Origin of the sequence: Streptomyces carpinensis (genome assembly GCF_002154505.1) — a bacterium.
GTDB lineage: Bacteria > Actinomycetota > Actinomycetes > Streptomycetales > Streptomycetaceae > Streptomyces > Streptomyces carpinensis.
The window spans coordinates 13,210-27,378 of sequence record NZ_MUBM01000290.1; the positions used below are offsets into that span (position 1 = coordinate 13,210).

10 protein-coding genes and 1 pseudogene are annotated in these 14,169 nt (G+C 71.6%); 6 read left to right on the top strand and 5 right to left on the bottom strand.

The window, feature by feature from the left end:
- Positions 1-254: 254 nt before the first annotated feature.
- The gene (locus tag BZY54_RS34255) at positions 255-1,139 is read right to left on the bottom strand and encodes a LysR family transcriptional regulator ArgP (protein WP_167414118.1); all 885 of its coding nucleotides are present in this window, start codon (positions 1,137-1,139) and stop codon (positions 255-257) included.
- Positions 1,140-1,205: 66 nt separating this feature from the next.
- Here BZY54_RS34255 and BZY54_RS34260 point away from each other — a divergent pair, with 66 nt between their 5' ends.
- From BZY54_RS34260 to BZY54_RS34285, 6 genes are all read left to right on the top strand, one after another.
- Positions 1,206-1,820: a LysE/ArgO family amino acid transporter gene (locus BZY54_RS34260; protein ID WP_086729217.1), complete on the top strand. Its 615-nt coding sequence runs from the start codon at positions 1,206-1,208 to the stop codon at positions 1,818-1,820.
- Between the two features lie 422 nt (positions 1,821-2,242).
- Positions 2,243-3,610 carry an MptA/MptB family glycosyltransferase gene (locus tag BZY54_RS34265; RefSeq protein ID WP_143668179.1) on the top strand — a complete coding sequence of 456 codons (1,368 nt, stop codon included), beginning with the start codon at positions 2,243-2,245 and terminating at the stop codon, positions 3,608-3,610.
- Positions 3,611-3,761: 151 nt separating this feature from the next.
- Positions 3,762-4,958: an EfeM/EfeO family lipoprotein gene (locus BZY54_RS34270; RefSeq protein ID WP_086729219.1), complete on the top strand. Its 1,197-nt coding sequence runs from the start codon at positions 3,762-3,764 to the stop codon at positions 4,956-4,958.
- Positions 4,955-6,181: an iron uptake transporter deferrochelatase/peroxidase subunit gene (gene efeB / locus BZY54_RS34275; RefSeq protein WP_086729220.1), complete on the top strand. Its 1,227-nt coding sequence runs from the start codon at positions 4,955-4,957 to the stop codon at positions 6,179-6,181. Before BZY54_RS34270 ends, efeB begins: the two co-directional genes overlap by 4 nt.
- Before the next feature lie 199 nt (positions 6,182-6,380).
- The gene (locus tag BZY54_RS34280) at positions 6,381-8,189 is read left to right on the top strand and encodes a phospholipase C (protein WP_086729221.1); all 1,809 of its coding nucleotides are present in this window, start codon (positions 6,381-6,383) and stop codon (positions 8,187-8,189) included.
- Between the two features lie 221 nt (positions 8,190-8,410).
- The gene (locus tag BZY54_RS34285) at positions 8,411-8,605 is read left to right on the top strand and encodes a hypothetical protein (RefSeq protein ID WP_086729222.1); all 195 of its coding nucleotides are present in this window, start codon (positions 8,411-8,413) and stop codon (positions 8,603-8,605) included.
- 239 nt (positions 8,606-8,844) lie between these two features.
- Here the strand turns inward: BZY54_RS34285 and BZY54_RS34290 are convergent, their stop codons facing one another.
- The 4 genes and pseudogenes from BZY54_RS34290 to BZY54_RS34305 all read right to left on the bottom strand — a co-directional run bounded on the left by BZY54_RS34290 (position 8,845) and on the right by BZY54_RS34305 (position 14,099).
- Positions 8,845-11,283, bottom strand: coding sequence for a SpoIIE family protein phosphatase (locus BZY54_RS34290; protein ID WP_086729226.1), 2,439 nt, complete (start codon positions 11,281-11,283; stop codon positions 8,845-8,847).
- Positions 11,284-11,662: 379 nt separating this feature from the next.
- Positions 11,663-12,883: an RNA polymerase sigma factor gene (locus tag BZY54_RS34295; protein ID WP_086729223.1), complete on the bottom strand. Its 1,221-nt coding sequence runs from the start codon at positions 12,881-12,883 to the stop codon at positions 11,663-11,665.
- Positions 12,880-13,257 carry a YciI family protein gene (locus tag BZY54_RS34300; protein WP_086729224.1) on the bottom strand — a complete coding sequence of 126 codons (378 nt, stop codon included), beginning with the start codon at positions 13,255-13,257 and terminating at the stop codon, positions 12,880-12,882. Before BZY54_RS34300 ends, BZY54_RS34295 begins: the two co-directional genes overlap by 4 nt.
- Before the next feature lie 159 nt (positions 13,258-13,416).
- Positions 13,417-14,099, bottom strand: a pseudogene (locus BZY54_RS34305) (response regulator).
- Positions 14,100-14,169: the final 70 nt, after the last annotated feature.

Genomic DNA, 14,169 nt, shown 5'->3' on the forward strand with positions numbered 1-14,169 from the left:
CCCTGGGACGCCGGCCCGCCCGTCAGCGCGTCAGCGCGTCGCAGAAAACGGGGTACCTCCAGCGCGTCAAGGGCCATGTGCCAGGAGGAGGGTGAAGTCGAAGACGGCCGAGCCGAAGGCCGCGCCACCGCTTGGCAGCGGGCGAGGCGTCGGCCCTTCACGATCGATGGCGTCTCCCGCGATCGACCAGACGTGACAGACCGTCGGCGAACACCGAAGATGGCGCCCGGCAAGGCGGCAGGGGCCGATGGCCTTCACTGCCGCAGCGCCTCGGTCGCGGTGGCCGTGACCGCGTCGGCCAGTGCCGCCAGCGCCGGGGAGTCCAGCCTCCACTGCTGCCAGTACAGGGCGACGTCCATCCATTTCCCGGGCGTCAGCAGGACCAGCCGGCCCGCGTCCAGGAGCGGGGCGGCCTGGACCTCCGGGACCATGCCCCAGCCGAGGCCGGCCGCCACCGCGTCGCAGAAGCCCTCGGAGGTGGGGACGTAGTGGCGGTCCGGGCCGGCCGACCCGCCGCCCAGCCGGCGCACGAAGTCGTCCTGGAAGTCGTCCTTGCGGTCGAAGACCACGACGGGCGCCCGGGGCAGCGCCTCCGGGAGCGGACCGTGCAGCCGACCGGCCGGAAACCCGGGCGCCGCCACCGGCAGATACCGCATCCGGCCGAGCGGGCGGACCGTGCAGCCGGGCACCGGGTCGGGCGAGGAGGTCACCGCCGCCATCACCAGGCCCTCGCGCAGCAGGGCCGCCGTATGGTCCTCGTCCTCCCGGTGCAGCTCGAAGCAGAGTCCCTCCACCCGGGTCAGCGCCGGCAGGAACCAGGTCGCCAGCGAGTCCGCGTTCACCGCGACGGACACTCGCGTCGGCTCCCCGGCGCCACTGAGTCCCAGCTCGCCCCACGCGTCCCGCTCCAGCCGCACAAGCTGCCGAGCGAACCGCACCAGCACCGCACCGGACTCCGTGGGCCGCACCGGCTTGGTGCGCTGCAGCAGCACGCGGCCGGTGCGCTGCTCCAGCGCCTTGACCCGCTGGCTGACCGCCGACGGAGTCACATGCAGGGCCGCGGCCGCCGCGTCGAAGGTGCCCTCGTCGACCACGGCGAGCAGGGTCCGCACCTGTTCCGCGGGAAGATCCGTCATCACGAGTGCTAAGGATACGTAAGAAACATTAGCTGTACTTGCGCGGGTGACTTCCCTAGCGTCGACGCCATGAACCACGCCCTGCCCGTCGTCGCCGCCGGATTCGGCACCGGGCTCTCCCTGATCGTCGCCATCGGCGCCCAGAACGCGTTCGTCCTGCGCCAGGGGGTGCGCCGGGACGCCGTCCTCGCCGTCGTCGGCATCTGCGCACTGTCCGACGCCGTACTCATCGCGCTCGGCGTCGGCGGGGTCGGGGCGGCCGTCGTGGCGTGGCCGGGCGCGCTCCGAGCCGTCGGGATCATCGGCGGCGTCTTCCTCCTCTCCTACGGCGTCCTCGCCGCCCGCCGCGTGCTCAGACCCGGCACCGGACTGCGGGCGCAGGGCGAAGCCGCCGGGTCCCGCAGACGCGCGGTGCTCACCTGCCTGGCGATGACCTGGCTCAACCCGCACGTCTATCTCGACACCGTGTTCCTGCTGGGCTCCCTCGCCGCCGACCGAGGCCCTCTGCGCTGGACCTTCGGGCTCGGGGCCGCTCTCGCCAGCCTGTGCTGGTTCACGGCGCTGGGCTTCGGCGCCCGGCTGCTGGGCCGCCTGCTGGCCCGGCCCACGGCCTGGCGCGTGCTGGACGCCCTGGTCGCCCTCACCATGCTGGTGCTGGGCGCCACGCTCATCGCCGGAACATGAGCGGCGACGGGGATGACGAACACCGCGAGTGAGCGGTTCGCCGGAGGCGGAGGTCACCGCGACCGGCCGTCGCCCTTGCCGGCCGGCCGTTTCGGCGGGGACGGCGACCTCGCGGCTGCGTACCCCCTTGCTCCGCCCCGTGGCTGATCCGGTAGCGTCCGAGGGGCCGGTGGACGGGCAGTCCAGACGGCCGTGGCGAGCTCATGGCCGAACGTTCACACCACCGCAAGCCACCGAACACCCGCGGGGCAGACGATCACACCACCCCGGTATCCGGAAGCCGGGGTTGTCGGCGGGTCGGGCCGGGGAGTCGTCCGCCGGCCTGAACGTCCCGTTCTCCGGGGCGCCGCCGGCCGAGGCGGTGGACCGGCGGCAGGGGCAGCCCGGACGCCGGCGGACAAAACCCGAATACGACGCAGAGGTTGACCTTGACGACCGACAACAACCAGTGGACTCCACCGTTCCCGACGCAGCTTCGGGCGGTCGTCTCACCGGTGCTGGCGGCCGTCGCCCAGCCCCGTCCCGGCACCGCGGTGGCCATGTCCGCGGCGGGCGTCACGCTGTTCGCCTTGGTGGGTGCCGGCGCCCCCAATCACAACACCCTCACGGTCCCCATCACCTGGCGCGCGCTGCCGGCGATGCCCGACCCCCTCTCCCAGACGGTCGTCATCGCGGCCGTCGTCCTCTCCTGCCTCGGCACGCTCGGCATGCTCGGCGCCCGTCGGCGGGGCTGGAGCCCCGACTCCCGTCTGCTCTTCCGGTCGGGCGCCCTCGCGGTGCTCGTCGTCGCCAACCTCACCCCGGTCGGCTCTTCCGACACGGCCAGTTACGCGGCCTACGGCCGTATCGCCGCACTCGGCGGTGACCCGTACCTGACCTCCCCCGCCGAACTGGGCGGTCCCTACGCCCGACTCGTGGCCCTCGCCTGGCACGACACCCCCTCCGTGTACGGACCGGTCGCGACGTGGTGGCAGACCGCGGCGGCGTTCCTCGGCGGTGAGCGGCCGTGGCTGACGATCTGGGTCCTGATGCTGGCCAACGCGCTCGTGTTCCTGGCCACCGGGCTTCTCCTGATGCGCACCGCGGACGATCCGGTGAGGGCCGGGCTGCTGTGGGTGGCCAACCCACTCCTGATCGGTGTGCTGGTCGCGGGCGGGCATCTGGACACCCTCGTGGCCGCTCTCGCCGTAGCCGCGATCCTTGTGGCCCGCAGAACTCCCCGTCTGCGCAACGACCTGCTCATGGGGGGGCTGGTCGGGCTGGCCTGCTGCGTCAAGATCAGTGCGGCCCTGCTCGGCGTCGCGCTGGCCTGGCCGCTGCTGCGCGCAGGCGCCTGGCGCAGAGTCGCCCGGCAGGCCACGGCGGCCGTGCTGACCGTCGCACTCCTCTACAGCGTCTACGGCCTGCACGCTCTCGACCCGCTCTCCGCCGCTTCGCGAATGATCTCGTCTCCGTCGTTGTGGACGGTCTTCGACCGGCTCGGCAGCGCGCTCCTGGGGCCCGACGCGACCGCGACGGCCATCCGTCTTCTGTGGCCCGCCCTGATGCTCGCACTGGCCTGGGTTCTTCACCGCCGTACGCCGACGGGCTCTCCCCCTGCCGTGGCCGTACCGTTCGTGCTCGCCTTCGCCTGGGTTCTCACGGCTCCGTGGTCGATGCCCTGGTACGCGGCTCTCGCCTGGGCCCCGGCAGCCCTGTGCCCCCAAGGCCGCCTCACCCGGTACCTCGTCGTCACCACGGCCGCCCTCGCCCTGGTCCACAACAGCGGCGGACACGGCTGGACCGCATGACCCGCCTCGCGGCATCGGACCTCGCGCCGCACCCCAACCATCAGTGAACTCAGAGCGAATTCTCGGCCATGGATTCCGCTGAACGGCTGATCGTACCCGTGTCGCTGCCTAGCATGAGGCGATCACGAACTGCACACCCGGGAGGCCCGGAATGCAACTGGCCGGCCTCGGAAGAAGGCCGCTCCGCCTGTGGGGTGCGCTCATCGCGCTCCTCGCGCTCACCACGGTGGGAGCCGTACTCCTCCCCCGTGCGTCGCACCGTTCGCCCGCGACCGGCGACGGACTGCGGCACACCACCATCGAGGTGTCCCCCAGCCGTTGCGGGCACGGATGGCAGAGCGCAACTGCCGGCTTGCAGGTGTTCGATCTGCGGAACACCTCGGACGGTCCCACCGAGGTCTACCTCGAAGACCCCGCGAGTCAGGTCGTGTACGGCGAGGTGGAGGGCATCGGGCCCGGTGTGACACGGCCGTTGACCGTCCGTCTGGGCGAGGGGACGTACGCCTTCAAATGCGTGCCCGACGACGCCGACGCCGTCACCGGCCCGAGCGTCCATGTCGCTTCGGGGCGGCGCGGCCCGGGTGCGGCACCGGTCACGGAGCACGACCTGATCCCGCCGGCCATCGACTATCAGAAGTGGGTCGCCGGCGGGCTCTCCGAGGTCGTCCGGCTGACGTCGAGGCTCCAGCGGGCCATCGACCACGGTGACCTCGCCGGCGCCAGGTGGGCCTGGCTGCCCGCGCATCTGGAGTACGAACGGCTGGGGGCGGCGTACGACGCCTTCGGCGACGCGGACGCACAGATCAACGGCACGGACGCGGGACTGCCGGGCGGGGTGCACGACAAGGGCTTCGCCGGGTTCCACCGCGTCGAGTACGGCCTGTGGCACGGGCAGTCCGCCGTCAGTCTGCGCGGCCCCGTCTCGGCCCTGCTCAAGTCGGTGACCGGGCTGCGCGACAGCTGGGCGCAGACCCGCATGGACCCCGCCCAGCTGGGTCTGCGCGCGCACGAGATCCTGGAGAACACCGTGCAGTTCGAGCTCACCGGCCGCACCGACTACGGCAGCGGCAGCAACCTCGCCACCGCGCGCGCCAACCTCGACGGCACCCGCGAGGTGCTGTCCCGCCTGCGGCCCCTGCTGACCACCAGGTACGCCGGCCTGCCGGGCCTCGACCGGGAACTGGACCGCGCCCAGCGCACCCTCGACGGCTTCCGGCACGGCGACGGCTGGACCCGGCTGGACCAACTCACCCGCGCCCAGCGGGAGCAGACCGACTCGGTACTCGGCGACCTGGTGGAGCGGCTGGCGTCCGTGGCCACCCTGTGCGACCCCAGGAGGACGGCATGAACGGCACCGAGCGCGGTGAGGGAGTGGGCAGGCGCGGCTTTCTGCGCGGTGCGGCCCTGGCGGGTGCCGGACTCGCCACCGGCGGAGCCGCCGCCCCCGGAACGACCACCGCCGCCCCTGCGGCCGTCGCGCCGTTCCACGGCGCCCATCAGGCATCCGTGCTCGCGCCGCCGCGACGCACGTGCGTGTTCGTCTCCCTGGACGTCACCACCGAGAACCGCGCCGAACTCACCGACCTGCTGCGCACGCTCACCGACCGTGCGCGGTTCCTCACCTCCGGCGGAACACCGTCACCAATCGGCATCACCGGCCCACCCGCCGACTCGGGCATCCTGGGCGAACAACTGCCCTCCGGCCAGCTGGCCGTGACCGTCGGCGTCGGCACCGCGCTCTTCGACGACCGCTTCGGGCTGGCTGCTCGCAGACCCCGGCGGCTGACCACCATGCCCGCCTTCCCCGACGACGACCTGCAGTCCGACTGGTGTCACGGCGACCTCAGCCTGCAACTGCACGCCGACGACCCGGACACGGCCCTGCACGCGCTGCGTGACATCGCCCGGCACACCCGGGGCGGCATGCAGGTCCGCTGGCGCCTGGACGGCTTCACAAGCCCGCCGAGGCCCTCCGGCACCCCGCGCAACCTGATGGGTTTCAAGGACGGCACCGCAAACCCGGACACCACGAGCGGCCGCGAGATGGACCGCCTGGTGTGGGTGGGCAAAGGCATGGGCGAGCCGGACTGGGCGCTCGGCGGCAGCTACCAGGTCGTCCGGCTGATCCGCATGCTCGTGGAGTTCTGGGACCGCGTCTCGCTCGGCGAGCAGGAGCGGATGTTCGGCCGGGCCCGCTCCTCCGGCGCGCCACTGGACGGCGTCAGCGAGCACGACACCCCGAACTACGCCGACGACCCCAAGGGCGACGTCATCCCGTTGGACGCGCACATCCGCCGTGCCAACCCCCGCACCGCCGTCACCGCCGACCAGCGTCTTCTGCGCCGCGCCTACAACTACGACCGGGGCATGGACGCCAACGGCAACCTCGACATGGGCCTGCTGTTCTGCTGCTACCAGCAGGACCTGGCGCGGCAGTTCGAGACGGTACAGCACCGGCTGGCGGGCGAGCCGCTGACGGACTACATCACCCCGTTCGGCGGTGGCTACTTCTTCGCGCTGCCCGGTGTACGGGACGCCACGGACTGGTACGGGCGCGCCCTGCTCGGCTGAGCCCGTCCGCACAGCTCGCGGCCGGCCCAGGTCAATACATGGTCAAGGTTTGACCTGGCTTTCCTGACCTCATGTTCACTCCTGGGTCATCGGCGCTCCGCCGGGACGCCTGTTGCCCCGCCGAGCATCCCGAACCGTACACGCAACACCATTGGTTCGGAGGGGCACTGGCATGGCCGACAGCGCAAGACGAGCAACGATGAGGAGTCTGGGGGCACTCGCGGGCGCAGCCGCCCTCACGGTGCTGGGCAGCAGCGCGCCGACGTGGGCCGCCGCACCCGCCGGCCACTCCTCGACCGCCACGCCGATCGAGCATGTGGTCGTGCTCTTCGACGAGAACGTATCCTTCGACCACTACTTCGCCACCTACCCCAAGGCGGCCAACACCGACGGCACGAAGTTCACCGCGTCGAAGAAGACCCCGAAGCACATCGACACCCTGGCGAACGCGGGGCTGCTGACGAAGAACCCCAATCAGTACGCTCCCAAGCGGCTCACCCCGTCCCAGGCGATGACCTGCGACCAGAACCACAACTACGGGGCCGAGCAGTACGCAGCGAACAGCGGCAAGGCCGACCGGTACGTCCAGAACACCGAGGTCGACAAGTGCTCAGGCGGCCTGTTCGGCGAACCCGGCCTGGTGATGGACTACTACGACGGCAACACCGTCACCGCGCTGTGGAACTACGCGCAGAACTACGCTATGAGCGACCGCTCCTACAGCTCGGTCTACGGGCCCTCCACGCCCGGCGCCCTCAACCTGATCTCCGGACAGACGCACGGTGTCGTCTCCGTGGACCCGTCCACCGGCAGCGAGAACCCCAAGCAGACGTCGACGCCGGACGCCTACACGGTCAAGTCGCCGGACGCGCACGGCGTCGGCACCGTCATCAACGACCCGGACCCGGCCTTCGACGACTGCTCCGGCAAGAACCACACCAGCACCAGCGCGCTGGCCGCCATGCAGGGCAAGAACATCGGTGACGTCCTCAACGCCAAGCAGGTCACCTGGGGCTGGTTCCAGGGCGGCTTCCGCCCCTCGACCCCGTGGGACGGGCAGCAGGGCCACTACGCCAAGTGCGACACCGCGCACACCAACGTCGGCGGCGCCTCGGCCGTCGACTACAGCCCGCACCACTCGCCGTTCGAGTACTACAAGTCGACGTCCAACCCGCACCACCTGCCGCCCAAGAACGTCGACGAGATCGGCCACAACGGCCAGGCCAACCACAACTACGACCTGACCGACTTCGACGCCGCTCTGAAGGCGGGCAAGCTGCCGTCCGTCAGCTTCGTCAAGGCCCCCGAGTACCAGGACGGCCACGCCGCCTACTCCGACCCGATCGACGAGCAGCACTTCCTGGTCGACCAGATCAACGCGATCCAGAGCTCGCCGCAGTGGAAGTCGACGGCGGTCGTCATCGCCTACGACGACTCCGACGGCTGGTACGACCACGCCTACGTCGCGCCGCGCAACGGCTCCGCCGACACCGCCCTCGGCTCCAACGGCCTGGCCACCGACAGCCCCGCCTGCCAGGCCGGGCCCAAGGCGTCCGGCGGCTACGCCGACCGCTGCGGCCCGGGCACCCGCCAGCCCCTGCTGGTCGTCTCGCCGTACAGCAAGGTCAACAAGGTCGACCACACCCTGACCGACCAGGCCTCGATCACCCGCTTCATCGAGGACAACTGGCACACCGGCCGCATCGGCGACCACTCCTTCGACGCCACCGCCGGCTCCATGGAGGGAATGTTCGACTTCCGCCACCCGAACAACAAGCAGCTGCTGCTGAACACGGACGGCTCGGTCAAGTCGGTCGGCTCCATCCACCCGGTGGCGCCCGTCTCCACGAGCATCACCCCGGGCCCGGCCATGCAGAACACCGCCGCGACCACCGACACCTCGCAGTTCCCCACGCTCCCGGTGGGCCTCGCCACGGGCGCCCTGCTCGCCGCGGGCGCCACGGGAACGTACCTCACGCTGCGCCGCAAGCAGCGCGGCACCGTCTGACACCACCGGCCTGACCGGCTCGGTGCGGAGCAACCGGGGCACGTGAAACCCCCACTCGCCGGACGGCCCGCCATCCCCGAAGGGGTGGCGGGCCGTCCGGCGAACGCCGTTGGAGAGGACGGGCAGTTGACGGCGCGAGTATGGTTGGAGACGAAACGCATCAACGCCCGCCCCGGGCTGTGAACCGGGCGGCCCAGCGGGGGAAGAAAGGTGCGTGCCCGATGACGGTCGGGCTCCTCGCCACGATTGCCGCCGTGTTCTACGGAGGCACGGTCTCGATCCTCGCTCTCACCGCGACCTTCGCGCGTCGCCGGTCGCTGCGGCGTGAAGCGCGCAGCACCCTTGCCGTCCTGGTGTCGGCGACGGCGGTGGAGTCGCAACAGGTGGACGCCGCGCATGCAGGACCTCGCAGGTAGCGGGGAAGGAACCGCCGTAGCAGGCGGCCAGTCGACAACGGCGACGCCCTGGAACCTCGAAGGCCGTGAACCGGCTTGCGGGTGCCGCCTGTTCTCAGGGCTGCCAAGGGAAGACCTTGCGGCAGCGGGCGGCTATGCCCGCGGGCCGGGAATCCTGGCTGGATGCGGGTGAACCGCCTGAGGCGGCGTCGGGCCGGGGCTTGCGGAAACACCCGGTTCGACGCGCTCGGCCCGCACGGTCAGGCCACTGACGCAAGGGGTTCCTCGACCCAGATCGTCTTGCCGCGGTCTTCGTGGCGGGTGCCCCACCGCTGGGCGAGTTGCGAGACCAGGAGCAGACCGCGGCCGCCCTCGTCAGTCGTGCGGGCGTGTCGCAGGTACGGCGCGGCGCTGCTGCCGTCGGAGACCTCCACGCTCAGCGTGCGATCGCGGATCAGGCGCAACGTGACGGGCGGCTTGGCGTGCCGGATGGCGTTGGTGACGAGTTCGCTGACGATGAGTTCCGCCGAGAACAGCTCGTCGTCCATGGACCAGGCGCTCAACTGGCGGGCGGTGAGGGAGCGGGCGGTGGCGACGGCTGCCGGGTCGGCCGGGAGCACCCAGGTGGCGACGCTCGTGGGGTCCAGGGATCCGGTGCGGGCCACCAGGACAGCCGCGTCACACGGCGGATCCGCGGGGACCAGGGTCTCGGTCAGCCGCAGGCAGAGGTTCTGTGGGGACTCGTGGGACGCGGACAGCAGGTGTTCGAGCTCCAGGCGGCCGTCGTCGCCGGCGAAGGCCTGCAGCAGACCCGGCGTGTAGAGGGTCAGCCGGCATCCTTCGGGCAGCCGCAACGTGGTCTTCGTGAAGGGCGGGCCGGGGCGTCCGAGGGGTGGGCCGGCCGGCAGCTCGGGGAAGGAGACGGTGCCGTCCCGGTCCGTCAGGGCCAGCCCCGCTGGACCGGCCGTGGCCGCGGCGCACTGGCAGGTCATGGGGTCGTAGACCAGGTAGCAGCAGGTGGCGCCGACGGGGCTGCCGCTCGCCGGGTCGGTGGTCTCGGCGTCCATCTGGCGGACCAGGTCCTCCACGCGGGCCAGGACCTCGTCGGGTGCCAGGTCGAGAGCGGCCAGGGTGTGCACGGCGGTACGCAGCCGCCCCGTCATGGCGGCGGTGCGCACACCACGGCCAGGGGTGCTGCCCGCCACCAGGGCAGCGCGGGCTCCGGGCAGGGCGATGACGTCGGTCCAGTCGCCGCCGGCTCCGGACTGCACCCAGTGGTGCGCCGCCTGGACCGCCTGGGGAAGCGGATGGTCCTGGGCCCGCAGACCATGCTGCAGTGTGATCACGGTGTTGCGCTCGCGCACATAGCGGCGGGCGTTGTCCAGTGCGACGGCGGCACGCACGGCGAGATCCTGGGCCAGGGTGAGATCGGCGTCCTCGAAGGCGCCGCGGGCGGTCCACCGATGGAAGGTGACGAGTCCCAGCGCGCAGTCGCGGACGAGCAGGGGGACCACCATCAGTGAGTGAACGCCCTCTTCCCTCGTCTGCCGGCCGTGCGCCATGTCGTCGCGCACCCACGCGCTGTCCTCGCCGACGACGCGGACCAGACGCGGCCGGTGGTCGGTGAGGACCTGGGCGGCGGGCGCGTCGGGATAACTGCTGACTTCACCGACCGCGTACGCGCCCGAGGGGCCGTCGGTGCGGATGGACCGCGAGGCGGCCCGCCGCAGGTCCCAGCCGGCTTCGTCCGGCCTGCCGGGCACCTCCTCTCCGGCCAGAACCGGTTCGAGGAGGTCCACGGCCACGCTGTCGGCCAGCCCGGGCACCACCGCATCTGCCAGCTCCCCCGCCGTGTGCAGCACGTCGAGTGTGGTCCCGATCCGGGAACCGGCGTCCGCGATGAGAGCCAGCCGTTGCTGGGCCCGGTGCTGTTCGGTCACGTCGACGACGATGTCGGCCACTCCGAGGACGCGGCCGTCGCAGTCCTCCAGACGGAATGCGGAGGCCGAATAGACGTGTTCGTGCTCGGGGTCACCAGGGGGTCGCCCGCGCTTTTCGAAGGCGAGGACCGGCCGGCCGGTCTCCAGGACTTCGGCCACCACCTGCTCGGCCATCCGGGCGCTGAAGTCCGGCCATGCCTCGGTGGGCCGCAGCCCCAGCCCCTCGGTCACCCGGGTGCCTTGCATGCCTTCCGCCGCGGCGTTGTACCGCACCAGGCGCAGGTCGGTGTCCAGGACGAACAGACCGATCGGGGAACGGCTGAACAGCGCCCGCACCAGTGCCTTGTCGACGGCGGGGGTAACAACGACGGAGGAATCTTCTTGCTCGCTCGACAGTTCCTCGCTCGGCGACAATTTCTCGCCGGGCGACAGGTCCTCGACGGGCGACAGGTCGATCTTCCAGCGCGCCGCGGTGTCCGTATCGGGCTGAGCAGCCACGTGCACCCGGCAGCCGACGCGGTGCCCGTCCCGGTGTCGGAGCACCACGTCGGCCATGTCATGGTCCCCCGACGCGTCGGTGACCAGCAGGTCCTTGGCCGCTCGGCCGAGGATCTGCTGCGCGGAGTAGCCGAGCAGGTGCTGGGCGGCCGCACTCCACCCGACGACGCTGCCCTCGTCGTCGACCACGAGGGACGCGGTGTTCTTGCTGCCCGGCACGGACCCGGCCGTCCGGCGGCTGCTGTGTGTCGATCCGGTCATGGTCACCCGACCGTTCTCCCCGCTGGCCCAGTGCGGTCGTCTACTCAGTCTCACAGCATTGCCCCGGCTTCGCTCGGCACTCGGCTCCCGTGGGGCTGTGGCACCGCCGGGGAAGCCCACCCCGCTCCCACCGAAGAGATCGTCCGGGCCCGGCGACGAGTAGACGCGTTTGGCGTGGCCGCCGCAGGTAGGGCAGTCGCGCGTGCCGGGGCGCTTCCCATCATCAGCCGCTCTTCGGACCGGCCGCTTACGCAACCCACACCGCTGTGGCCTCAGCCATGGCGCGCGGCTCGGACGAGGCCGGCGGTCAGCGGTCGGCAGCGCACGAGGTCACCCGTTCATGGCGCACCGGGGCGACCTTCGACGCAGCAGCCGGGACTCACGTCAGCTCGTCGAGCCGTGCCGTCAGGAACTCCCGCTCGGCGGGCGACGGGCTGAGAGCGAGGGCCGTTCGGTAGGCGTCGGCGGCCTCGTCGCGGCGGCCGAGGCGACGCAGCAGGTCGGCCCTGGCGGCGTGGAGCAGGTGCCAACCGCGGACACGGCGGTCGACGGTCAGCCGGTCGAGCACGGCGAGCCCCGCGGCGGGTCCGTGGCTCATGGCCACGGCGACCGCGCGGTTGGCGTGGACCACCGGCGACGGGTCGTGGTGGGCGAGCGTCTCGTAGAGATCCGCGATCCGGGCCCAGTCGGTGTCCGCCGCGGTCGGCGCGGTCGCGTGGCAGGCGGCGACGGCGGCCTGCAACTGGTACGGGCCCGGGTGCCGCCTCGCCACGGCCCGGTGCAGCAGGCGGACGCCTTCGTCGGTCCTGTCCCTGTCCCACAGCGTGCGGTCCTGCTCCGCCAGCGGCACAATGCGGCCGTCCGCCGTGGTCCTGGCCGCGCGGCGGGCGTCGGTGAGCAGGAGCAGGGCGAGCAGGCCCAGGGCTTCGGGGTCGTCGGGGCTCAGCCGCGTGAGCAGCCGACCGAGCCGGATCGCCTCCTCGCACAGTTCGTCGCGGACCAGGCGTTCGCCGAAGCCGGCCCGGTGCCCCTCGGTGAACACGAGGTAGACCACCCGCAGCACCGCCGGCATCCGGTCGGGCAGTTCATGATCCTCCGGCACCCGGTACGGGATCGCGGCATCACGGATCTTGCGTTTGGCCCGCACCAGCCGCTGGGCCATGGCCGACTCGCTCACCAGGAACATGGCGGCGATCTCGGCGGTGGTCAGCCCGCACAGCGTGCGCAGTGTCAACGCGACGCGCACACCGGGCTCCAGGGCCGGGTGGCAGCAGGTGAAGATGAGCCGAAGCCGGTCGTCGGCGACCATGCCGGTCGGTTGCGGCGGTTCCGGCTCGCCGAGCAGTCGCACGGCCTCCCCCTCCTTCTCGTCCCGCCTGGCCTCCCGGCGCAGCCGGTCGAGGGCGCGGTTCCTGGCCACCGTGATCAGCCAGGCCCGGGGCTCGTTGGGAGGCGGGCCCGCCGACCACCGCTCCAGCGCCTCCGTGAACGCCTCCTGCACGGCGTCCTCCGCCGCGCCGAGGTCCCCGGTGACACGGGTGACCACGGCGACGGCGCGTCCCCACTCCCGTCGGAAGAGGAGTTCGAGGTCACATGTCATCGCTGCGTTGTCGCGGGCCCCTCCATCGCCATCAGCGGACGCACCTCCACCGCCCCGCCCGAGCGGACCAGCGGAATGGTCGCCGCCCACCGCAGCGCCTGGTCCAGGTCCGCGCAGTCGAGCAGATAGAACCCGCAGATCTCCTCCTTGAGCTCCGCGAACGGGCCGTCCGTGAGCACGGTTTCCTCGCCCGAGGCGCGCACGGTGGTCGCCGTCGACTCGGACTGCAGTCGGCCGAGCTCGATCAACACACCGGCATCGGCCATGGCCCGGTTCGCGGTCTCGAACGCGTCCATCGTCGCGGTGAACTCCGGCGTGCCGGGCTCCGGCACCGCCGTGTCCGCGCCCTTGCTCAGCAGACACAGGTAGCGCATCTCGTATCCCTTCCATCAGTGCCGGCGCTCTTCGCCGGCCTTCACCCCTGGACGAACGGGGCTGGTCCGGATCGACAAACTACGGCCCTTCGCAGCGTATGACGCACATCACACAATCACGTCGGCGGGGCACGCTTCATCGACTTGCCGTGTGTTCCGTCATCCCTCGAAGCGGTAGCCCATGCCGGACTCGGTGATCAGATAGCGGGGGTGAGAGGGGTCCGTCTCCAGCTTGCGTCGCAGCTGGGCCATGTAGACGCGCAGGTAGTTGGTCTCGTTGCTCCGGGAGATCCCCCACACCTCCCGCAGCAGGTGCTTCTGCGTGACGAGTCTGCCGGGGTTGGTGACGAGGATCTCCAGCAGGTGCCATTCGGTGGGGGTGAGGCGTACGTCGCGACCGTTGCGGACGGCTTTCTTGGCGAGCAGGTCGAGGGTGAAGTCAGGCGTCTCGACGACGGTCGTCCCGGGGAGGAGCGACGCCTCCTCCGTACGGCGGACGGCGGCTCGCAGCCGGGCCATGAGTTCGTCCATGCTGAACGGCTTGGTGACGTAGTCGTCGGCTCCTGCGTCGAGCGCCGCCACTTTCTCGTCGGACGCCGGCGGGCGGACAGCACCATGACGGGGACGCGGGTCCAGCCGCGCAGGGCCTTGATGACGTCGACGCCGTCCATGTCGGGCAGGCCGAGGTCGAGCATCACCACGTCCGGCCGGCGAGCGGCGGCGAGCCGGAGGGCCGTGGCACCGTCGGGGGCGGCGCCCACGTCGTAGTGGCGTGCCTGCAAGTTGATGAGGAGGGCCCGTACGAGCCGTGGGTCGTCCTCCACCACGAGCACCCGGGTCATCGGTGTGCGCCTCTCCTTTCGTACGTCGGGCCGTGCGTGCCGGAAGCCGGGCAACCGGCCCCGCGGCTCC

What these genes read in the sequence shown, in the direction of transcription:
- BZY54_RS34290 (WP_086729226.1), bottom strand. Translation starts at nt 11,283, where the DNA reads ATGACCGGATCGACACACAGCAGCCGCCGGACGGCCGGGTCCGTGCCG.
- BZY54_RS34295 (WP_086729223.1), bottom strand. Translation starts at nt 12,883, where the DNA reads ATGACATGTGACCTCGAACTCCTCTTCCGACGGGAGTGGGGACGCGCC.
- BZY54_RS34280 (WP_086729221.1), top strand. Translation starts at nt 6,381, where the DNA reads ATGAGGAGTCTGGGGGCACTCGCGGGCGCAGCCGCCCTCACGGTGCTG.
- BZY54_RS34300 (WP_086729224.1), bottom strand. Translation starts at nt 13,257, where the DNA reads ATGCGCTACCTGTGTCTGCTGAGCAAGGGCGCGGACACGGCGGTGCCG.
- BZY54_RS34270 (WP_086729219.1), top strand. Translation starts at nt 3,762, where the DNA reads ATGCAACTGGCCGGCCTCGGAAGAAGGCCGCTCCGCCTGTGGGGTGCG.
- BZY54_RS34285 (WP_086729222.1), top strand. Translation starts at nt 8,411, where the DNA reads ATGACGGTCGGGCTCCTCGCCACGATTGCCGCCGTGTTCTACGGAGGC.
- efeB (WP_086729220.1), top strand. Translation starts at nt 4,955, where the DNA reads ATGAACGGCACCGAGCGCGGTGAGGGAGTGGGCAGGCGCGGCTTTCTG.
- BZY54_RS34260 (WP_086729217.1), top strand. Translation starts at nt 1,206, where the DNA reads ATGAACCACGCCCTGCCCGTCGTCGCCGCCGGATTCGGCACCGGGCTC.